This is a genomic window from Oceanobacillus sp. FSL W8-0428 (genome assembly GCF_038004405.1).
Classification (GTDB): Bacteria; Bacillota; Bacilli; order Bacillales; family Amphibacillaceae; genus Oceanobacillus; species Oceanobacillus sojae.
Map to the genome: position 1 here is coordinate 436,465 of NZ_JBBORB010000001.1, position 21,779 is coordinate 458,243.

Consider the following 21,779-nt stretch of genomic DNA (forward strand, 5'->3'; position numbering starts at 1 on the left):
TACCTTTACTTCGCCTCTTCTTCTGGTACCTGTTTAAATATAATTTTAAATATAGGGAAGAAAACCCAGAATGATATAGCGCTATTAATAATCATTGTAATTACATCGGCTGTCGTTTCTCCTAATGAGCCCATTCCCCAAGTATTCATCAGTAAATCATAGATTGGTGCCTTATAGAATCCTTGTGCGGCAGCAGCACCAATTGTAATAATAATATAAGCTACTAAGTACCAAAATGCTGCTGTCCATATGTTACTGTTTGATTTAAATGTAATGCTTCTCTGCGCAAAAAAGTTAATAACCTGAGCAATCAATATGGTAATTTGGACGGCGAAAAAATAAGCAAGTCCTCCACCGCCGCCTTGAGATAACGGGCCAGCAGCATAATCAAATACATAATAAGCAGAGCCGTCAAAATTTTGCCCGAATTGCAACACTTGAAAATTTGTTGTTACTAATGCTGTTTTAGCAAATATACTTTTAAAGACAGGCATTAACACCAGCTGAAGCACTGTAACTCCATTACTCAGAATAAAGAAAACCAGGAATTGTGCAATATTAGGATGGTTCTCTTTATAGTTGCCCCAAAACCTCATAAGCCGATTAGAAGCTATTTTTTTCTCTATTTCTTTTTCCTTCTCTTTTTCCATCTTACCTCTCCTCTATCACTTATGCTAGTGTTAGTTGATAGCTTTTCGACTTTTTAACATCTTATTTCTTTCTTTTACGACATGTTTCAGCCCTTTAAGGAAATGACCGTTTACAATCATTAAAACCCCGTCCAGCATTGGCATATTCATAATTCCGCCGGTCATTCGGGCCATGCCCCGAAATGGCATATGATAGACGGACATCATGATTAGATTTGCAGTATCACGTTTTCCTATCTTTTTCAGGAACCAATGCGAGAATTTAATAGCTTGAAAGGCAAATCTGGCAAATAAACCTTTCGCATACTGGCATTGGGCAATCGTATCATTGTAACCCAATGGCTTGGAGCGGTCCCACGTTGCAACTGGAACTTCACGCCCCAGTAGAGCTTCAAATTCCTGTTTACCGACATTTTTTATTTTCCCGGAATAATAGGATGGTAATTGCTCTTTACTATATGGGATCGGTGCATTCGTCCCTTCTATGGAAACCGTATCCGTCAAGCGGATGTCTGCACTGGATGCACCAATGAAAATTTGATAATCAGCTTCTTCCACTTCCCATTGATTGGTTTTCACATTAAAATAACGGAACGTTTTATCGTCAAAAGGAATCGTTACTGATTTGGTTTCCCCTGGATTAAGAGAGATCTTCGCAAATCCTTTTAATTCTTTAGCTGGTCTGAAAATTTGCTCTGACTGACTGCCTACATACAGCTGGGCAATTTCCATTCCTGAAACGTCACCTGTATTTGTGATATTAAATGTTACACCGTCTTTATTCACTTGAATATCGGAATAATCAAAGGTTGTATAGCTCAGTCCATAACCAAACGGATAAAGTACATCTACCTTTGCTGTATCATAATAGCGATAGCCTATGAACATGCTTTCTCTGTATTCAACGCTTACTTCCTTACCAGGAAAATAACGATAGGAAGGCGTATCCTTATAATGTAACGGATACGTTTCAGCAAGCTTCCCGGAAGGATTAACCTCACCTGTAAGCACTCGAAGTACAGCTTTTGCCCCTGCCTGACCGCTTAAATATCCATGTACTAATCCTTTTACTTTATCAATCCATGGCATTTTAACCGCAGATCCACAGGATAGAACCACAATAATATTCGGATTAACCTTATGCAATGCATCTAATAATTCAACCTGGTTTTCAGGAACCTTCATATTTGATCTGTCTAATCCTTCCGCTTCAGTTACTTCATCCAGACCCATATATAAGAGAACGACATCTGCTTCTTTAGCAAGAGCACAGGCACTGTCTATTTTTGTCTGACTCTTCTTTCCATAACGTTCAAAGCCCTGCTCATAGCCAATGTGATGAATGCCGGAGGCTTCCAGCAGCTCCAATGTATTATCCAGCTCTGTAGGATTTACGATAGACGACCCGGCTCCCTGATAGCGGGGAGCCTTTGCAAAATCACCAATCGTTGCTATTTTCGCATCTTTTTTCAACGGTAAAATATTATCCTCATTTTTAAGAAGCACAATAGATTCTTCGGCAACCTGTTGAGCAAATTGATGATGCGCTTTAATATCGAATTCCTTTTTATAGGAACCTTGAAAAACCTCTTCCGTTGTAAAAATTAAATCAAGCAAACGGTCAAGATTTTCATCTAATACTTCTTCTTTTACTTTTCCATCTTTAATTGCTTTGATGATGTCCTGATTGGTTTCTCCAGCAGTGGTTGGCATCTCTAATTCATTTCCGGCCAGAAGAGCTGCTACTCGGTCATTGTTCCCGCCCCAATCGGTAACGACAACACCGTTATAACCCCACTCATCACGCAGAATTTCTCTCAATAAATGCTGATTTTCATTGGTATAGACTCCATCAAGCTTATTATAGGAAGACATAACCGTCTTTGTCTTCCCTTCCTTAACAGCAATTTCAAAACCGGTAAGGTAGATTTCTCTTAATGTTCTTTCGTCGACAATCGTATCAATCGACATCCGTCTTTCCTCTTGGTTATTTACAGCAAAGTGTTTTACACAGGCTGAGATACCACGCGATTGAATTCCTCTGATATATCCAGCAGCCAGTTTTCCGGCATGATAAGGATCTTCACTGAAATACTCAAAGTTTCTTCCGCAAAGTGGATTCCGTTTCATATTGATACCAGGTCCAAGCAATACATTTACCTTTTGTGCAACTGCCTCTTCTCCTAAATATCGCCCAACCTTCTCCCCAAGCTCTACATCCCAGCTGTTCGCTACAGTAGAAGCTGTCGGAAAACAGGTGGCCGGAATACTTTCATTCAATCCAAGATGGTCGGCAGCTTCTGCCTGTTTTCTAATACCATGTGGCCCATCTGCAAGAAACATGCTGTTAATCCCTAAACGTTCCATATCCTGTGTCTGCCAAAAATCTTTCCCAGACATAAAAGATGCCTTTTCTTCCAGCGTCATTTTTTCAATTAAATCTTTATATTTCATAAGTCATTACCTCTTTCAATTTTTTCAGCACCTTTTGGAATAAATACTATCCATACTGGTACTGGCACCGTTTTGATTTAGATAAAGTGAAACTCTAAAATCGAAAAAGCTATTACCAAAATCTCACAAACTATAATGCGCTTTCATTTTATTAATAAAACACATTTATTTAACCTTAATACATCGATGCTTTTTTGCTACTACTATGGATTAAACTCTATCACATTTTCTTATTTGCGCAGAAAAGGTTCATGAACTGTTTAAATTTTTTCATGAACTGTACCCTGTACTACGAAAAAGCAGGCCGTCTCTACAGGTTATGCGCGAACAAAAAAAGATCTGGCTGTATATTGTACAGTCAGATCTTAAGAAAATTATTTATTCTGCGGGGTTAAAACAGGCATTAGGATGGTTAATTCAAACCAGCTATCCTTTTGGACAACGTTGACCACACCATCATATTTCTGCACAGCATACTGAATACTTTTCAATCCATAGCCGTGGAAATTTTTATCTCTTTTTGTCGTTTTAGGTATTCCCTCTTTAAGATTCAGCTTTCCCTCAAAATAGTTTTCAAACCTCATTACAAGAAACCCTTTTTGTGAAAACACAGAAACATGAATTAACCGTTTCTCTTTATCTTCTATTTTTTTCTCGTATTCTATCGCATTATCAAGGGCATTTCCAAAGATGGTTGTAATATCAATAACATCCATATGATTAAGTAATGCCCCATTAGCTACTGAAGTTAATGTAATGCCATGCTTGATGCAATAGAGGTTCTTACTTGTAAGTAGAGTATCAAGCACATGGTTGCCTGTCTTATTCTGTGCTTCATAGGATTTGATATCATTTTCCATTTGCTTCAGATAAGCATTTCTTTTTTCCACGTTATCTTCAGCCCGAAGAGCAATAATCTGATTTTTTAAGTCATGATATTTATAATTTATGATATCGATACTTTCCTTCGACTGCTGATACTGTGCATATTGATTTTGAAATATATTCTGCATCGCTTTTAATTCATGCTTAATCCGCAAATCGTTTAATTGAATATGATAAGCATACAATATGGCGTATCCACCTAAATCCACCAAGGTTCGAATATTCAAAATTTCCTGGGTGTATTGTCCGCTGAAAGGAGTCCGTACACTGACAAAGCTCATATTACTGACACCAAAAACCGCCATTCCAATTAGAAGCGTCGATAACAGCTCGCCCTGTCTGATATTCAAATGGCTGTTTGCTGTTATATGACGCTTTTCCAATAACCAGATTAAAAAGAACACGACTCCATAAACGGCAAATAGCAGCAAAATGTCCATTGTCATATTTATTCGCTCACCATTCAAAAGAAAAAAACGTACCTGGCTTTCCAAGGATGCTACAAGCTCAGCCGCAACAAATGCCCTTATACTAAAATATCCAGCTTCAACAACTGTTATTTGACAGGTTACATAGATTAAGCCAAACATCATACCAGCAGCAACAACCATGCTTGGAATCCAAAAAGCAATTGGCAAATCCTTTGTCAGAACTAAAAAGGCAGACTGTACCAGCAGACCTCCACCTAAAAAGATAATCAGTTTCCAGCCAAATAATTTCTTCCTGAGCAGAGAGATAAATACAATACAAGCCATCCACTCTGCCAGCGCTGTATATAGTCTTGGTATTTCTGGGAGCAGCTCACTCATTTTAATGTCTCTCCCCAGTGTTTAGATAGAGCTTCCATAAAAGCCTTTCTTTTCGTCCGGCTCACAGGAAGCTCCTTTCCCTTCACAATCACATCATTTCCCTTCATTCCCTCGACATGCTCCAGATTTATTAAATAACCTCTATGTCCCCGGAAAAAGTGATAATCAGATAATTGTTTTTCTAAATCCTTCATCGCCCCGCTTGCCATAAATTCCCCTTCTTCTGTAGTAAAATGAAGATAATGCTCCTGATTCTCTACATAAAAAATATCGGAAACCTTTATTCTTTTTATTCCACTTTTAACTTTTATCGTTATATAATTCGTTTCTCTTTTTCTCATTCTATCAATCGCACGATTTAAACGCTGTGAAAACTGAAAATATGAAATCGGCTTTAAGACATAGTCCAATGCATCTACTGCATATCCTTTAATAGCATATTGCGGCATATTGGTAATAAAAATAATAACCACTTCTGAGTCTACTTTTCTTATCTCTTCCGCTGCAGACATTCCATCCATCAAGCCCATTTGAACATCCATTAAAATAATATCAAATTGCGCCTGATAATTTTCCACAATTTCATCACCATCAGAATAAGTCTCTATTGCAATATTTTCATTTCTTTCTTTTTCATATTGATGAAGAAATTCTATCAACTGTTCCTGGTAATTAATTTCATCCTCAACGATTGCTATCTGTATCATTTTTTTACTCCTTAGTTTCTGAACTCAAACATGATGCTTCAATCTTCCTTATTCCGAAAAACATGATGTTTTCAGAGAATAAGTTTTTGTCCTAAAGGAAATAGAACGCTTTCTCTTTTTTACTACTAAAAAAAGCAATAAAAACTACCTAAGTAAAATTTCTCACATACCCTATTACCATTATTTTAACAAAAAAATTATAAACTTCAATAAACCGTTAAAGGTAAATGATTGGCAGGTATACTGCAGAAGGCTGTTTTATCAATAAATCTGGAAGGAAAGTATCTGATAAGCTGCTTATAAATTTCTGTCAGCCTATCAGCTTTGCAAGATCACCTTTATGTACAAACAAGTGCTGCTCCTGTCTCTCTGGCTTCCCTACAAATTTTAAAATATAAGAACTTTCTATATATATTATATAAAATTATAATAACTACATTTATGCAGACAGGCATAGGCTGTCTTGAGCAGGTTTATAAATATAAATCTGATGTTTTTCAGTTTGGATTTTTAAGCCGGATTGAAGGAGCAATTTACAGATGCTGCAATCAATGGTAATGTACAATTATTGACATGTTACAATGATAACATTACTCCTCCATTCGTTTTCGCGTAATAAGAAAGCCTCTTAATAAATAACCAGATAATTCGATCAAAAATAGATTAATACCTTTATAATTCATAGGCAGACAGTAAAAAACAAACTATTTCCCACAATACCTGCCATCTCTTTAGCACGTATGAATTACCGGAGAGATAGAGAAACTTGCATCTATAAAACTGGTTGAAGAACATGGATATCGTATCAGCCTGGCAGAATCAGCTTATAATCTTGGTTTATGTATAAATTTCCATTCAAGATCCGCTGATTATCAACCCAGGCATGTTATATACGATTTGGTACGCAGTGAGTAGAAAAATCAGAAATGAGGTGAACATGGAATTGGAAGAATATGAACGTATATATAAGATATTGAAGGATATAAACGTGGATACTGCGTATCAATAATTTTGAAGAGGGTCCCCAAAGAATCTGGAGGAACAGAAAATGACAGATTTTGGAGACCATTAAGGAAAGAAGAAATAATTTAATATCAAAACGAATACAATCCAATAACCAAAGGAGATTAGCTTATGAATGAAGTGGACAAGAGAGAAACACTCTCAAAAACACTCAAGCCTCATTGGGTCTGGGCGATTGCTTTAGGTTCAGCGATTGGCTGGGGAGCTTTTGTACAGCCAATCAACTGGATGTCTACAGCAGGACCGCTTGGAGTGATTATCGGTTTCTTTATAGGTGCAATGCTGATGATTCTGATTGCTGTCAGTTATGGGTTCCTGATTAAGAGCTTCCCCGTTTCCGGTGGTGAGTTCGCTTATGCCTACGTCAGTCTGGGCAGGACACATGCTTTTATTTCTGGTTGGTTTTTAACTTTAGGGTACATCTGTATTGTTGCGTTAAACGCATCTGCGTTTGCTTTAATGATTAAATTCATCTTTCCAAAAATCATTGAAAATATCCCTCTTTATCAGATTGCCGGCTGGGATGTTTATTTGACGGAAGTTTTTGTAGCAGCCGTTGTCCTTGCTGTATTCGGATTTTTTAATATTAGAGGAACAACCTTATCAGGAAGCATGCAATTTATTTTTTGTATTATTATGATTGCAGCCATATTTATTCTGCTGCTTCTTGTCGGTATCCAGCCAAGTGCAGGATTTTCCAATATCACACCAATGTTTCCGCGGGAGACACCAGCAATTGCTGCGATTATATCCATTGTTGCCATCGCACCATGGGCTTATGTCGGCTTTGATAATGTTCCGCAAGCTGCCGAGGAATTCGATTTCCCATCAAGCAAAGCTTTCCGGTTAATTGTATTTGCTATTTTAGCAGCAGCAGCATTATACAGTTTAATGATTATTGTTACCTCTATGGTTCGTCCATGGGAGGGAGTTGTTGAGGAGAATCACATTTGGGGAACCGGCTATATTATCGAAAACCTGCTCGGACCTTTAGGCCTGGCCATCCTTGCAGTGGCATTGGCTATGGGAATTTTCACCGGACTGAATGGGTTTATTATCTCATCCAGCCGTCTTTTGTTCGCCATGGCCCGTGCGAGAATTATTCCAAAAGGATTTGCCAAGCTTCATCCAAAATATAATACACCTCACTGGGGAATCATCTTTGCAGTAATCGTTGCGATGCTGGCGCCTTGGTTCGGCAGAGAGGCATTGATGTGGGTGGTAGATATGTCTTCCATCGGTGTTACAATTGCCTATTTTTATACCTGTTATGCTGCCTTTACATTATTTAAAATGAAAAGGGATCATAACTTTAACGAAAAGAAGCATATTGAAGCACCAGGGAAAAAGGTTATTTCCATTCTTGGTATGATTGCAAGCATTACTTTTCTTGGTCTATTGCTGATTCCCGGATCTCCCGCATTCTTAGGAGTGCAATCTAGAATTGCTTTAGGCGCGTGGGTTATTCTGGGAATTATCTTTTATATGATTAAACGGAAGAATTACAAAAAGATTCCTGAGAAAGAGTTGAATTATTATATTCTTGGGAAAGAAGAGGTTGAGATTGAGAAGGATTAGCAGCTAGATAAATATTTTTAATCTATGTTTTAATGCTGCAGGAAGCTATTTTTTACTAAGGAAATTTGAATTCAAGTATTAAAGCTAGCAATTTAAAATTGCTAGCTTTAATACTGTAAATAATTTCAAAATCTATTTTAATTCGATTCATAAAACCTTACGGCTCTGCCCTGTCTTCATTTTGACTGCAACCAATAATCAATTCGATTGCTTTCGGAACCTCTGCAATATCCCAGACAGGTAAAATCCATGGAGGAGTTACAACCTTTTCATTAAAATCCTTTCTTACGGAGACTTCCAGATTTTGCAGCCAAATCGAATGCATTCCAATTCTATTCGCTCCAATAACATCCGTATCCCAGGTGTTACCTATCATAACAGCCTCTTCCGGTTGAATATCCAGCTTCTCGAGCACCTGATGATATACGATACTGTCCGGTTTTTCTGGAATAGATGGATCTAACTCAGACTTCGTAGCATAAACGTATTCAAACTTATCCAAAATATGTAACCTTTTTAACAGTTCCCGGACAACGTCACTGTCACTTGTTGCCGTATTACTGAGAATCGCATGTTTTAATCCCATATTATTAATTGTTTCCAGCACCTCTAATACATGCTCTCTTAATTCTATTTCCGGATATTCCGTAAGCGGCTTTACATCCATCCTGCTATTGGGCGGAGTAGTTAATGTTTCTCCTAAATCCCATATTACGTGAGATATCATGTTTTCCATTCTCCTTTCACTTTGTACGTTACATTTAAAGTTTTTGTGAGGTAAATCCTCCACGTTTTCTGTTTCTCATTTCTTTTCTATATAATAAAAGCATATAGTCCAGACAGAAAACTATCTAGTCATATGCTTTTAATTCGTTCAAGAATTTTATATACGGGAGACAGCAATCATACGCTTCTATTATTTAAGCATCCGCCACAATATAATTCGGCAGACAAACATTTTGAAGCATTAATTTTTCTTTAAAAACTGCCTGATTTCTTCCATCGCAATCCCCATTTTTAAAGCTTCCTTAATAAGTTCAACCCATTCTTTGTCTAATTTTTCCCTCGCTACCTCGTTATTCATTTAAACCCTCCCTAAAATATCTGTTATTTTAGGCAGCACAGCCATCTTAGCATAACCTTAGACCTGTAACTTTGCGTCCCAGTCTTTCGAATGGTTTGCCTTTTTCTGAATTTAAATATCTATTAAATAATACCAAAATATTTAAAAAATATCTCTATAATAATTATTAAAAATTACGACAAATTACGATAAAATTATCATTACAGTTATAAGATTGAAAAAGAGACGAATTAATATGTTTTGTAAACTAGTAAGACTTCCACAACAAAAAGGCTTTTCCTCGGTAATCTGCCAGGAAAAACCTCCGTTCAAAATACTTTCCTATATAATTAAACTCAAGTAGTATCTCCAATAATAAAATCAAAATCTACTTCAACATGTTTCGGATCATATTCTCCATTAATTTGCTTCATCAATAAGTGAACAGCCTCTTCCCCCATTTTATCTTCTCTTTGCGAAATATGTGTAAAAAGAGGACTGCCATTCGTTTTGGACACTGAATCAAAACAAACGATTGCATATTCCTGTGGGATCTTTTTTCCAAATGATTCCAGAACGGAGTAAACCATATTGGCAATTGTATAATCCGTACAAAAAACAGCTGTTATTTTTGGATTTTTTTTAAGAAATTCTTCTATTTTCCTTCTGTCGTTTTTCGCTATTTCCTTCACATTAGCAGCGGAAAAGTTCTTGGGAATGGAACTTAAGATATCTGATAGAAAGTAGTTATTGTTTACGGGGAGATTTTTGTCAGAGAAAGCTATATGAAAACCAATCTCCCGTTCCTCTATCGACGAAGTTCCTTCCTTGGGAGGAGAAATGAATGCCAGTTCTTGATGCCCTTTTTCAAGAAGGTATTTTATCGCCATTATAGTAGCTTTTTGATTATTAATATGCACAGAGCTTGCCGGAATACCTTTAATATAACGATCTAACAAAACAAGCGGATATTTATCCACTACTAAGCGTAATAAATCATGATTATAATGCCTTCCATGAGCAGGGATAATGATTAAGCCGTCCAGTCCTTTATCTACTAAAGAATTAATTGCTTTCTTTTCTTCTTCTACATAACCAAATGTACGTTTTATGACTAGATGATAATTGTACTCACTGCATTTTTCCTCTATCATTTTGACTTGCTTCAGTCCAAAAACATCTGAAAATTCAGGGATGATTAATCCTACTAATCCGCTTAAATGTGGTAATGCTTTTACCGAGGGTTCATTTTTGGATTTTTGATTTTTAATTTGCCCTGAAGAAACAAAAGAGCCCTTCCCTTGAAATCTTTCAATAATCTTTTCCTGAGCAAGTAAATCAAGTGCTTTTTTTGTTGTAATTCTACTGACTTTATATTTTTCCGACATTGCTTTTTCCGTTGGTAATTTATCACCAATTTTCAAATTACCAGACCGTATTTCTTCTATGACATCCAAATATATTTTCCTATATAAATTCACTGTTATCACCTTTATCAATCAGTACATTGATTGTATCAATGTACTATTTCATTTTCCATATCTGTGCTTCTCATCACATTAATATTATATAAATATCCCCTCATCCCTAAAAGTGCGTGTTCAAAAAGTCCGATAAATAGGACCAAGAAGTTCAAGGCGACTAACTTTTTCCGAACGGACTTCCACAGGATGTGGTGACTTCTGTGTTGTCGACAGGACGTGGACATTTTTAACAGAAGTTCCTCTATGCTTAATAATACGTGAGTATCGGGAAAATTTAGTCAACGCACTTCCGCAGGATGCGCTGGCTTCTACGTTGCCCACACGATGTGGGCGTTCTTAGTAGAAGCTCCTCTTATCTCCGTGTCATCTTTATTGGGCTTTTTGAACATCCTCCAAAAGGCCAAGAGTTCTATGTATGCAAAAACACTCCATTCTATTTACATGGTGTAAAAGAATGAAGAAATAGTACCTGTGACCATTATACGACAAACATACCTTTCTAGCATCAAAAAAATCAGGTCCAGAATGTAACATTTACTAATGGGCCATAAAACAAATAAGTTAAAACGATGAATTATCCAGAAATAGATAATCCTATATCATTCAATAAATGATATAGGATTATAAAGCGTCTGTTTTTACTGGATGACTTTATTCTGCTGTTTCTTCCGTTACACCGACTTCTTCCCAAGTACCGAAGATGGTGGTATCAAAAGAATAGTCTTTCACCCGATTGTTTACCCCTAACAATTTGTAACTGTACAAAATAGGAATTACAGGGGATTCTTCATACATATAAGCCTGCCATTCATTATATATTTCTTTACGTCTTTCTGTATCAAATGCTTCCTCGGATAATGCAGCTTCTAATAATTCATCGTTTTCTTCACTGACAAACCTCGAATTATTATATGGCATCTTTCGTCCATAAATACCTGATGGATCGACATCTGTTCCTACTCCCCAGCCGGAAATAAACACATCCACTTTTTGCTCATCATCATCTACCATTTTATTAAAAGAATTGAATTCATGAAGACGCCCATCAACCAGCTCCACATTCAGGCCAATGTCATTCCAGGATTGGATGAAATACTTAGCCATTGGTTCAGAAGTATCACTTCCGGATCTTGCTAAGAAATTAATGATAAATTCTTCTCCGTCTGGATCCTCTCTATACCCATCACCATCTACATCTACATAACCAGCTTCATCCAGCAGCTCCTCTGCTTTTTCTACGTTATATGGAAATCCTTCTATTGTTTCATCATGATACCCTTCAAAGAAAGGAACAATTAGTGTCGTAGCCGGAAAACTTAAGCCATGATAGAAATTCTCTGCAATTTGTTCCATATCTAACGCATACCCCATTGCTTTTCTCAAATCCTTATTTTGAAGCTTCGGACGATCCATAACATTCTCTTTTTTTTCTGTATCATAATGTCCTAATTTAAACGATAGATACGTATAGGAATTATTGATGCCGCCAATGATTTGATAGTTTTCTCCATCTGCCGCATTCGGATATTGATCCGTCGGGAATGTTTCAGCAATATCTACTTCTCCATTTTCCAATGACTGCAGTACAGTGTTTGGATTCACTATCTTTAACGTAATAGAAGCGAGCTTCGGTTTTCCCTTCCAATAATCATCATTACGACTATATTGCACAGACTCTCCAGCAACAATTCTATCCACTTTAAAAGGTCCAAAGCCAATAGGATTTTCCCTTACCTCTTTGGAAGATGGGATATCAGGAACTGAGATATCACCTAAATAATGCTTTGGCAGTGGAGTAGACCATATCCCATTCAATATGGCAGGAGATGCTTTCGTATACGTTATTGACAATGTTTTCTCATCAATTATTTCAATCCCGGAGATTTCATCTGCTTCCCCGCTATTATATGCGTCCATTCCCTCCACCATTTGTATCAGTGATCCATAATGCGAGCCTACATATTCCGGGCTCCCTATTACTTCATAAGCAAATTGAAGATCTTCCGCTTTTACCGGCTCCCCATCATGCCAGTTCACATTATCTTTAATTTGAATAGTTATTGTCTTGTTGTCATCTGACATTTCAAAAGTAGCTGCTCCGTCATTTGTAATCTCAAAATCTTTGTTTACTGCCAGCAATGCTTCATCAAAAAACTGAACTACTTGACCATCTGGTGCTGCAGCAAGAAATGCACTATTGAGAATTCCTTCGAATGGAGAATCAGACACTAAACCATAGGTTAAACTTCCATCCTCGATAATTTCACCATCATTTTGAACCTCTTCATTAAGATCGATTTCTTCTGTTTGCCCCTCTGCTCCACTCCCCTCACTGTCGCTTTCACCCTCGCCGTTGCATCCTGCTAAAATAATACTGAACAATATCCCTGATACAACAATCCACAAAGCACTTTTCCTTCTCATACTCTCTTCCTCCTATCCTAATCTTTGTCTTGCATCCCCAGACCTTTTTAGTGCTTGTCCGATGAAGTTTATACTCAACATCATTATTAAAATTAATAATGATGGAGGTAACCAAATCCACCACATTCCCTGTAATACTTCAGGATTTGTCGAATATCCAATTAATGTCCCCAGGCTCGGCGTACTTTCCGGTAAACCAAATCCCAAGAAACTCAATCCCGATTCTATTCCAATATTTCCTGCAAAGCTTAGCGTCAAGTTAACAATGATAATGGAAGTTAAATTAGGCAGGATTTCTCTATACATAATTCTTATATTCGAAGCTCCCAACATTTTGGATGCACTGACATAATCCAGCTCCTTCTCTGCCAGCGTCTTGGCTCTGATTAAACGGGCATTGCTGACCCATAGAAATGCACTCATAATCATAATAAAGGTGACAATATTGAACTTTGGAATCAATGTGATAAATACAATAACCAACATAAGAAACGGCAAAATCATTATAAAATCAATGATGCGCATGATGATATTATCTATCATCCCGCCGAAATAGCCGGAAACCAAACCAACTGCAAATCCAAAAACACCAGTAATCACGGTAATAACAAACCCGATGATAATGGAATTCTTCGCTCCAATAATAAGCTGCCCCAGAATATCTCTTCCTCCATAATCCGTTCCTAACAAATGCTCTGAAGTCGGAGGAGAATAAATCGAAAATAAATCTACCCGCACAACCTCTTCCTGATCTAAAATCAACGCTCCAGCAAATACCGAGATAAATATGATCAGCAGAATAATAACTGAAGCAATGGCTAATTTATCTTTCTTAAATTCATTAAACATAATCTTTAGGCCCGTTAATTTATTTGATGGAATTTCAGCACTTGTACTGCTTTCAACACTCACTTTATCCCTCCTCTTTATTCCACCCGGATTCTCGGATCAACCAAACTCAATATGATATCCGATAACAGTGTACCGATTAGCGTCGCTACCCCTGTTACCATTACCAGTGCAGTTACCACACTGAAGTCTCTTTGTGATATAGATTGCAGAAACAACTGTCCAATTCCCGGATAGCTGAATATACTCTCTAAAAAGATAGAACCAGTAATTAATCCTGTAATTTCATACCCTAAAAATGCTGCGATGGGTAAAATAGAATTACGAAGGATATGATGCGAATATATCTTTGCTTCTGGAACTCCTTTGGATTTTGCTGTTTTGATAAAATCCTTCATTTTCGTATCTATAATTTCGTTTCGTAAATACTGAATCGTTCCAACGGTCGCTAATAAAGCGCCGGATAAAGCAGGTAAAAGTAAATGATAAATCTTATCCATATAGTAGCTGAATGTTTCAGGCTCCAAATTAATATCGGCGCTGCCTCCAGTAGGGAACCACTGTAATTGAAACCCGAATACAAACAACATTAATAATGCAAATATAAATAAAGGAGTCGCATAGGTGACATAGTTGTAACCGACAATCAGCTTATCTACCAAAGAATCATGAAACCTTCCTGCAGTAATACCAAGTGGGATAGCGATAAGATACGTTAAAAATAAAATTGCGGCTGACAAATAAACCGTATTCCAAAGCCTCGCTTCTAATAATTCCAAAACAGGGCGCTGATGAATATAGGACGTACCTAAATCACCTTGGGACAATCCTTTGATCCAATTTAAATATTGAACATGGACTGGATCGTTAATTCCCAGATTTGTCCTCATATCTTCAATCGTTGATGAATCAACACCCGGAGTTTCCACCAAGCCGGATAAAGCATCTCCAGGCATCACCTTTGCCAGGATAAATACCAGGACACTTAAAACAACCAACTGGGGTATCATAATTAATATCCTGCGAACAACAAATTTCCACATTTTCAAGCCCCCTTAGCGTAATGCTGCAAAATGGGTATCTGATACAGGCTTTAAATCCATTACGCTTCCATCTTCATTAAAATATTTATCATTTTCCTTTTGATATTCTTCCTCAATATTTTTTCGAAGCAATTCACTATTCTGATGCTGATCTGTATCCAATTCAGGTATAGAAGCAATTAGGCGTCTGGTATAAATATGCTGCGGATTTTCATAGATATCTTCTCTTGTACCTTCTTCTACAAATTTTCCTTTGTACATAATGCCGATTCGATTACACATATGCCTGACTATCCCTAAATCATGGCTGATAAAAAGATAAGTAAGGCCAAATTCCTCCTGTATGTCCTGCATAAAGTTAAGTACTTGTGCCTGTACAGAAGCATCCAGCGCAGAGACAGGCTCGTCAGCGATGATTATTTTAGGCTTTAATGTTAATGCCCTGGCAATACCTACCCGCTGCCGCTGTCCTCCTGAGAACTGATGAGGATATTTAAACAAAGAATCTCTGCTCATTCCCACTTTCCACATAAAGTATTCCACCTGCTCCCTCTCTTCCGATTTCGACAGGTTCTCAAAGTTCCGAAGCGGCTCAGCGACGATATCATAGACGGTCTTTTTCGGATTTAAAGAAGAATAAGGATCTTGAAATACCATTTGTATCTCTCTTCTGGTTTCCCTAATTTGTTTGCGGTTACATTTTGTCAAATCCAAATTATTAAATATGACCTCCCCGGAGGTAGCCTTTGTTAACCCGACAACTGTTCTGCCGGTTGTTGTTTTTCCGCATCCCGATTCACCTACTAACGCATATGTCTCGCCCCGCTTCAATTCAAAATTGATATTATCCACTGCTTTCACATGATTGACAACTCTGCGAAAAATGCCTCCACGGATAGGATAGTAAACCTTTAAATTATTGACCTTGAAAAACGTCATCCTTCTCCCCCTCCACCACTTGATTATGATTATCAATTTGAAAATGTTTATAGCATGTGCATCGGACCCAATGACCTTTTTCAACTTCTCTTAACGTTGGTGTTTCTTCGTGAATAGAATCATCTGTGCCGCTCATTCGAGGCTTAAAGCGGCAGCCCTGTCTTTGAAGATGGTTCAATGATGGAACAACGCCTTTAATAACGTGTAATTTTTCACCCTGGTTGTTTTTGGAAGGAAGTGAATGCAACAATGATTTGGAATAAGGATGCAGCGGGTTTTTCAGAAAATTCTTCGTCTCTCCTATTTCTACAAATTCTCCAGCATACATCACAGCTATACGATCAGCCATTTCTGACACAACACCTAAATCATGTGTAATCAAAATAATGCTTGTCTTCATTCGCCTTTTTAATTCTTTTAATAAATCGATAATTCGAGCTTGAATGGTAACATCCAACGCGGTCGTGGGTTCATCAGCGATAATCAGAGAGGGCTCACAGGCGATTGCAATCGCAATAACAATTCGCTGCCGCATCCCTCCGGATAATTCATGGGGGTATTGTGAATATACTCTTTCCGGCTGCGGAATTTTCACCTCATTAAGAATTTCTATCGCTTTTTGTTTTCGTTTGTTTTTGGATAATTTCGTGTGGTATTTCATTCCCTCTTCAATTTGCTTTCCTACAATCATTAAAGGGTTTAATGCAGTTAAAGGATCTTGAAAAATCATACTAATTTCTTTACCGCGAACTTTATTCAATTGAGTGTTTGAATAAGATAATAGATCCGCCCCTTTGAAATGAATCTTTCCACTGATTTTCGTTTGTTCTTGACTATGCATCCCCATAATGGAATGTCCAAAAGCAGATTTTCCGCATCCTGATTCGCCAACAATTGCCACTATTTCATTCTCATATACATCTAAATTAATATGGTCATTCGCCGGATAATATTGGTCATCTATCCGGAAGGAAGTGGTCAAATCTTCAACTTGTAATAATATATCATCATTTGACATATCAAATTTTAATCTCCTTTTATATTTTTAGATTTTTTAATAAATTCTAATTATCATTATTATAGTGAGATATTTCAACGAATGTCAATATATATTTTTTATATAATTATAAATTTCATATTTTAAATTTTCAAAAATATAAATGTTGACATACTAAGTATGTATATTTAGTATATTTAATAATAGATTAAATTTTTTGTGAAGGTGGAATAGTTATGACACAAACTGTTAAAATTGGAATAATCGGTAGCGGCGGCATTGCCAATGCACACGCTCAATGCTATAAAAAAATGAGTGATGTGGAAATAGTAGCCGTAGCGGATTTAGTTCCGGGTAAAGCAGCGGAATTTATCCAAAGACTTGAATTAAAAAATGCAGTACCCTTTGAAGATCATCAAGAATTATTAGAATTAGACCTCGACGGAGTAAGCGTTTGCACACCAAATGTTGCCCACCATAAAACAAGTGTAGATTCTCTGCTGGCTGGAAAACATGTGCTTGTAGAAAAACCATTGTCTATCACGTTGGAACAGGGAATAGATATGGTGGAGACATCCTTCAAGATGAATAAAATGCTGACTGTCGGTTTTCAGCCAAGATATGATCCGAATATGCAATTGGTAAAAGAAATTGTAAGCTCCGGAGAATTAGGAAATGTTTATTACGTTCAAACCGGCGGAGGCCGGCGCCGGGGGATGCCACAAGGAACTTTTATTAAAAAGGCATTAGCCGGTGCCGGCGCGATGGCAGATATCGGCTGTTACTCGCTGGACTTAGCATTAAATACATTAGGCTATCCAAAACCAATCTCTGTCTCCGCTTACACATCAAATTTGTTTGGTACAAATCCGGACCATCATCCCGAGGCTGAGAATTTTGAGGTGGAAGACTTCGGCATTGCCCTCATTCGTTTAGAGGGTGGAAAAGTAATTAATTTTAAGGTTTCCTGGGCAATGCATATGGATACATTAGGACCAACTCTGTTCTTAGGGACCAATGCCGGGCTGAAACTGACACCGGCAGGTCAAGGGCCCTGGAGCGGTGTATGGGATGGAGGAATCGGTTCCATCGATCTCTTCCATGATGTAATAGGACAGCATGTTGACACATCAATTCCTGTTAAAAAACACAATCTAAATATCTTTTATGAAAAAGTAAGAGCATTTGTCAAAGCCATTCAGGAAGGAAAGAACATCGCTCCGATTCCAGCAGAACAAATTTTAATCAATCAGGCGATTATTGACGGAATATTACGATCTGCTGAAGCCGGAAAAGAAGTATCTATTTCAATTCCCGAATTGCGTCCTGCCAAGATATAGTCATCTAATACTATCGTTTTTTCATTATTTCAAAGAAGAGGTGAAATACATGAGTATCCGAGTTGGAATGATAGGTTATCAGTTTATGGGAAGAGCACATAGTATCGCTTATCGCAATATCCCTTTTTACTTTAAAAATACGACACGTCCTGTTCTGCAAACTCTTTGCGGAAGAAATTCACAAAACGTCAGCCGGGCAGCTTCAGAAATGGGCTGGTCTTCTTCTGAAACAGAATGGGAAAAAATGATTCAACGGGAAGATATCGATTTAATCGATATTGTGTCACCAAATCATACACATGCTGAAATAGCAATTGCAGCTGCTGAAGCAGGAAAACACGTCATCTGTGAAAAACCCTTAGCTACGACTTTAGAGGACGCCAAAAGGATGCTTGAAGCAGTTGAAAAGGCTGGTGTCATGCACATGGTCTGTCACAATTACCGATTTGCTCCAGCAATACAACTTGCAAAAAAGATGATAGAGGAAGGACAGCTAGGAAAAATTTATCATATACGCGCAGTTTACCTGCAAGATTGGTTGATTGACCCATCTGCACCAGTTACCTGGAGACTCCAAAAAGAAAGAACAGGATCTGGTGCTCTTGGGGACATCGGCAGCCATATCATTGATTTAGCCAGATTCCTGGTCAGTGAAATTTCTGAGGTTTCCGGGTTATTAGAAACCTTCATCAAAGAAAGACCAAGTGCAGCAGAAAACACAGATGAAAAGGAACTTGTAACTGTGGACGACGCTTCTATTTTCACAACGAAATTTGAAAATGGAGCCTTAGGAGTTTTCGAGGCATCCCGCTTTGCCACGGGAAATCGAAACGGCAACAGAATTGAAATAAACGGAGAAAAAGGATCTATTCGATGGGATCTTGAAAATATGAATCATTTACATGTTTACCTGGAGAATGATAGTGCAGAGCTTCAAGGATTCCGTACTATAAACTGTACTGGAGAAGTCTACCCGTACGGAGAAAATTACTGGCCTCCAGGTCATATTCTTGGATACGAACACACATTTATCAATCTCATAAAAACAATGATGGATTCGATTAAAAATAAAACATTAGAAGTACCAAATTTCAAGGATGGTTATCTCAATCAGCTTGTAATACACGCTGTAGAAGAATCTCATCGATTAAAAAAATGGGTCAAACTATCTGATTACATCAATTAATGTTTAAAAAGGAGGAAAACACATATGATTAACGTTGCTTTACTTAGTAAATGGCATGTCCACGCAGAGGATTATGCGCAGCAGGTTCAAGAAAATAAGCAGCTTTCCCTCGCTTGTATTTGGGATGAAGACACTCGCCGCGGGAAAGAATGGGCAGATAAATGGGAAGTTCCATTCGAAGAAAATCTGGGTACCGTTTTAAATGATCCTCATATTGATGCCGTCATTATCAATACACCAACGAAATGGCATACAGAAATTATTCAAAAAGCGGCAGCACATAAAAAACATATTTTCACAGAAAAAGTATTAGCATTCACCGTGGAAGACTGCAAAAAAATATATGAAACGATAGAAAAAGAAAATGTAAAACTCATGGTATCCCTGCCAAGACTTACAGAGTCTTATTTCCTTTACGCAGAAGAAGCATTCAAAAAAGGCTGGTTAGGAAATCTAACCAGCATCCGCTGCAGATTAGCTCATAATGGATCTGTTTCAACAGAAACCCATCCTAATGGCTGGCTTCCAAGTCATTTTTATGATAAAGATGATTGCGGAGGCGGTGCTTTGATTGACTTAGGCGCCCATCCCATCTATCTGACCAACCGTTTAGCTGGACCTTTAGCAAACGTTTATTCCAGCCTGCATTCATCATTAAAACATAACGTAGAAGACAACGCTGTTGTTGTTACACAATATAAAAGCGGAGCAATCGGCGTACTTGAAACTGGATTCAATTCTTATGGAAGCCCTTTTCAATTAGAATTATACGGGACACAGGGATGTTTATTGATTGAAGACTCCAAGGTACGTATCAAAAGTACACACTTAAATAAAAATGAATGGTCCGAACCGGAAGTATTACCTGAAAGCTTACCTACAGCGATGGAGCAATGGGTTCACTTAATTCAAAATGGTACGGCTCCTTCTATTACCAAGGAAGACATAATTTCGTTAACCTTGCTTAATGAGGCGGCTTATCTTTCTGATAAACAAGGAGAGAAAATTACTATTGAATAGTAAATGGATATTATTTTTGGGGTGAGAGATAACTAGTCAAAGTAAAAAGACAGATAATGGCAGTGTATCTTCTTTGATTCACTGCTATGAAGATAATCTTAATTCAATTTCCACTTTAGGTTTGATTTCTCCTGGACAGCCCTTATAGGGTTGTCCAGGAGAAATGTAGTGTCAAGCAAGAAAGAGGCGAGAGTTTTATGATCGGTGTATCACTAATGCTTACTCTATTTCCAGTATAGCTAGTGCATTAATTATTTCATTTAACAAAAAGCATATAATCAGATAGAAATTATCCAATTATATGCTTTTAATTATAATTTTTTAACACTAATAATCGAACTGACGGTAATAACGGCGTATTTCTAATGGATGGCAGTTTAACTTCTCAACATGGGCATCTATTCTTTGAGTTACCGCATGCATAATAAAATACGATAATCTACCACGGTATTTATCGCTAATACCTGGCAATTCATAGTCTTTTGAATCGATGATTGTATAATTACCACAAATTCGCGGCAAGAGATTACCTACTCTTTCTGCTAATTCACGCTGTTCGTCTTCTCCAATAAACAGGGTTACTGGTGTATTTTCATCTACAATTTCTAATGTACCATGTAAAAACTCAGCGGCGTGAATAGATTTAGAACGTAACCAGCTTTGTTCTTCCCAATAACACATTGCATAGGAATATACTGCTCCCCATTGATTACCTGCACCGATGAAATAGTGCATCGCATCATGACGATGCTTTTCAGCAAATTCAAATCCAAAATTATCAGCAGACTTTTCTACCTCTACTAAAGCAACAGCCAAATGCTCTTCTAATTCTTTATAATAAGCTTCATAATCTGGAAATTCACCATTACGATACATGAAGCGGTCGGCAGCCATAAAAAATTTTAACTGCTCATTTCCCGGATAAGAGATAACGTAATCTCCCATTTCTGCTAAGGGAGTATTCGGTTCATCTACAAACGCAATAATCGTTGAACCTAGTTCTTTTATCATTTTGATTGCTTTCACCACTTCTTGCGTTGATCCTGTTACGGAAGACAATATCACTATAGATTTCTCTGTCAGTCTTTTGTTTCCAGTTGTATAATATTCTGCAGCATGCTGGACAAACACGGGCAAGCTGCTTTTTTCGTTAATATAAGTCACAGCTTGCATACTGGATGCATACGTGCCCCCAATGCCCAAATAATAAATATTATCAAAACCTCTATCGTAAACCTCATCTATGATATGTTCTATCTCATTTTTTAATGCAATAGCTCCGCTAACGCTTTCAATTTGTTTTTGTTCATCAAATTTCAACATATCTA

The 21,779-nt window shown here is 37.5% G+C and carries 17 protein-coding genes and 1 riboswitch; of the genes, 4 read left to right on the forward strand and 13 right to left on the reverse strand.

The window, feature by feature from the left end:
- Positions 1 to 5: 5 nt before the first annotated feature.
- The 4 genes from MKY30_RS01945 to MKY30_RS01960 form a co-directional block, all read right to left on the reverse strand.
- A complete protein-coding gene (locus MKY30_RS01945) occupies positions 6 to 650 on the reverse strand; it encodes a hypothetical protein (RefSeq protein ID WP_339283018.1) in 645 nt (214 codons plus the stop codon).
- A gap of 30 nt (positions 651 to 680) precedes the next feature.
- Complete coding sequence (locus tag MKY30_RS01950; RefSeq protein ID WP_339283020.1) at positions 681 to 3,104, reverse strand: beta-glucosidase family protein; 2,424 nt, start codon at positions 3,102 to 3,104, stop codon at positions 681 to 683.
- A gap of 374 nt (positions 3,105 to 3,478) precedes the next feature.
- Positions 3,479 to 4,798 (reverse strand): sensor histidine kinase, encoded by a 1,320-nt coding sequence (locus MKY30_RS01955; protein WP_147210038.1) that lies wholly within the window; start codon positions 4,796 to 4,798, stop codon positions 3,479 to 3,481.
- Entirely contained in the window at positions 4,795 to 5,505 is a 711-nt protein-coding gene (locus tag MKY30_RS01960) for a LytR/AlgR family response regulator transcription factor (protein WP_147210037.1), read from the reverse strand. Before MKY30_RS01960 ends, MKY30_RS01955 begins: the two co-directional genes overlap by 4 nt.
- Before the next feature lie 1,143 nt (positions 5,506 to 6,648).
- On the opposite strand from MKY30_RS01960, the gene MKY30_RS01965 reads away from it, so the two are divergent.
- Positions 6,649 to 8,106, forward strand: a complete 1,458-nt coding sequence (locus tag MKY30_RS01965; RefSeq protein ID WP_147210145.1) for an APC family permease — start codon at positions 6,649 to 6,651, stop codon at positions 8,104 to 8,106.
- 157 nt (positions 8,107 to 8,263) lie between these two features.
- On the opposite strand, the gene MKY30_RS01970 is transcribed toward MKY30_RS01965, so the two are convergent.
- The 8 genes from MKY30_RS01970 to MKY30_RS02005 form a co-directional block, all read right to left on the reverse strand.
- Positions 8,264 to 8,896: an HAD family hydrolase gene (locus tag MKY30_RS01970; protein ID WP_339283023.1), complete on the reverse strand. Its 633-nt coding sequence runs from the start codon at positions 8,894 to 8,896 to the stop codon at positions 8,264 to 8,266.
- 177 nt (positions 8,897 to 9,073) lie between these two features.
- Positions 9,074 to 9,190 carry an anti-repressor SinI family protein gene (locus tag MKY30_RS01975; RefSeq protein ID WP_147210035.1) on the reverse strand — a complete coding sequence of 39 codons (117 nt, stop codon included), beginning with the start codon at positions 9,188 to 9,190 and terminating at the stop codon, positions 9,074 to 9,076.
- 28 nt (positions 9,191 to 9,218) lie between these two features.
- Positions 9,219 to 9,300: riboswitch (cyclic di-GMP riboswitch) on the reverse strand.
- A 225-nt stretch (positions 9,301 to 9,525) separates the two neighbouring features.
- Complete coding sequence (locus MKY30_RS01980) at positions 9,526 to 10,659, reverse strand: GntR family transcriptional regulator (RefSeq protein ID WP_339283025.1); 1,134 nt, start codon at positions 10,657 to 10,659, stop codon at positions 9,526 to 9,528.
- A 645-nt stretch (positions 10,660 to 11,304) separates the two neighbouring features.
- Positions 11,305 to 13,077, reverse strand: coding sequence for an oligopeptide ABC transporter substrate-binding protein (opp4A, locus tag MKY30_RS01985; protein ID WP_339283027.1), 1,773 nt, complete (start codon positions 13,075 to 13,077; stop codon positions 11,305 to 11,307).
- 12 nt (positions 13,078 to 13,089) lie between these two features.
- Positions 13,090 to 13,959: an ABC transporter permease gene (locus MKY30_RS01990; protein WP_445254575.1), complete on the reverse strand. Its 870-nt coding sequence runs from the start codon at positions 13,957 to 13,959 to the stop codon at positions 13,090 to 13,092.
- A gap of 44 nt (positions 13,960 to 14,003) precedes the next feature.
- Positions 14,004 to 14,969 carry an oligopeptide ABC transporter permease gene (gene opp4B / locus MKY30_RS01995; RefSeq protein WP_339283031.1) on the reverse strand — a complete coding sequence of 322 codons (966 nt, stop codon included), beginning with the start codon at positions 14,967 to 14,969 and terminating at the stop codon, positions 14,004 to 14,006.
- A 12-nt stretch (positions 14,970 to 14,981) separates the two neighbouring features.
- Entirely contained in the window at positions 14,982 to 15,908 is a 927-nt protein-coding gene (locus tag MKY30_RS02000) for an ABC transporter ATP-binding protein (RefSeq protein WP_147210031.1), read from the reverse strand.
- Positions 15,886 to 16,926, reverse strand: a complete 1,041-nt coding sequence (locus MKY30_RS02005) for an ABC transporter ATP-binding protein (protein ID WP_339283033.1) — start codon at positions 16,924 to 16,926, stop codon at positions 15,886 to 15,888. Before MKY30_RS02005 ends, MKY30_RS02000 begins: the two co-directional genes overlap by 23 nt.
- Before the next feature lie 215 nt (positions 16,927 to 17,141).
- On the opposite strand from MKY30_RS02005, the gene MKY30_RS02010 reads away from it, so the two are divergent.
- From MKY30_RS02010 to MKY30_RS02020, 3 genes are read left to right on the forward strand one after another with little or no spacing between them, the layout of a single operon-like run.
- Positions 17,142 to 18,245 (forward strand): Gfo/Idh/MocA family protein, encoded by a 1,104-nt coding sequence (locus MKY30_RS02010; RefSeq protein ID WP_341082642.1) that lies wholly within the window; start codon positions 17,142 to 17,144, stop codon positions 18,243 to 18,245.
- 49 nt (positions 18,246 to 18,294) lie between these two features.
- The gene (locus tag MKY30_RS02015; RefSeq protein WP_246145100.1) at positions 18,295 to 19,431 is read left to right on the forward strand and encodes a Gfo/Idh/MocA family protein; all 1,137 of its coding nucleotides are present in this window, start codon (positions 18,295 to 18,297) and stop codon (positions 19,429 to 19,431) included.
- Positions 19,432 to 19,455: 24 nt separating this feature from the next.
- Entirely contained in the window at positions 19,456 to 20,451 is a 996-nt protein-coding gene (locus MKY30_RS02020; protein WP_341082644.1) for a Gfo/Idh/MocA family protein, read from the forward strand.
- A 327-nt stretch (positions 20,452 to 20,778) separates the two neighbouring features.
- On the opposite strand, the gene MKY30_RS02025 is transcribed toward MKY30_RS02020, so the two are convergent.
- Positions 20,779 to 21,774, reverse strand: a complete 996-nt coding sequence (locus MKY30_RS02025) for an SIS domain-containing protein (RefSeq protein ID WP_341082645.1) — start codon at positions 21,772 to 21,774, stop codon at positions 20,779 to 20,781.
- Positions 21,775 to 21,779 lie beyond the last annotated feature (5 nt).

Excerpts from the sequence above, each read along its gene's own strand:
- MKY30_RS02015 (WP_246145100.1), top strand. The coding sequence starts at position 18,295 with ATGAGTATCCGAGTTGGAATGATAGGTTATCAGTTTATGGGAAGAGCA.
- MKY30_RS01960 (WP_147210037.1), bottom strand. The coding sequence starts at position 5,505 with ATGATACAGATAGCAATCGTTGAGGATGAAATTAATTACCAGGAACAG.
- MKY30_RS02020 (WP_341082644.1), top strand. The coding sequence starts at position 19,456 with ATGATTAACGTTGCTTTACTTAGTAAATGGCATGTCCACGCAGAGGAT.
- MKY30_RS02005 (WP_339283033.1), bottom strand. The coding sequence starts at position 16,926 with ATGTCAAATGATGATATATTATTACAAGTTGAAGATTTGACCACTTCC.
- MKY30_RS02010 (WP_341082642.1), top strand. The coding sequence starts at position 17,142 with ATGACACAAACTGTTAAAATTGGAATAATCGGTAGCGGCGGCATTGCC.
- MKY30_RS01950 (WP_339283020.1), bottom strand. The coding sequence starts at position 3,104 with ATGAAATATAAAGATTTAATTGAAAAAATGACGCTGGAAGAAAAGGCA.
- opp4B (WP_339283031.1), bottom strand. The coding sequence starts at position 14,969 with ATGTGGAAATTTGTTGTTCGCAGGATATTAATTATGATACCCCAGTTG.
- MKY30_RS01945 (WP_339283018.1), bottom strand. The coding sequence starts at position 650 with ATGGAAAAAGAGAAGGAAAAAGAAATAGAGAAAAAAATAGCTTCTAAT.
- opp4A (WP_339283027.1), bottom strand. The coding sequence starts at position 13,077 with ATGAGAAGGAAAAGTGCTTTGTGGATTGTTGTATCAGGGATATTGTTC.
- MKY30_RS01975 (WP_147210035.1), bottom strand. The coding sequence starts at position 9,190 with ATGAATAACGAGGTAGCGAGGGAAAAATTAGACAAAGAATGGGTTGAA.
- MKY30_RS01955 (WP_147210038.1), bottom strand. The coding sequence starts at position 4,798 with ATGAGTGAGCTGCTCCCAGAAATACCAAGACTATATACAGCGCTGGCA.
- MKY30_RS02000 (WP_147210031.1), bottom strand. The coding sequence starts at position 15,908 with ATGACGTTTTTCAAGGTCAATAATTTAAAGGTTTACTATCCTATCCGT.
- MKY30_RS02025 (WP_341082645.1), bottom strand. The coding sequence starts at position 21,774 with ATGTTGAAATTTGATGAACAAAAACAAATTGAAAGCGTTAGCGGAGCT.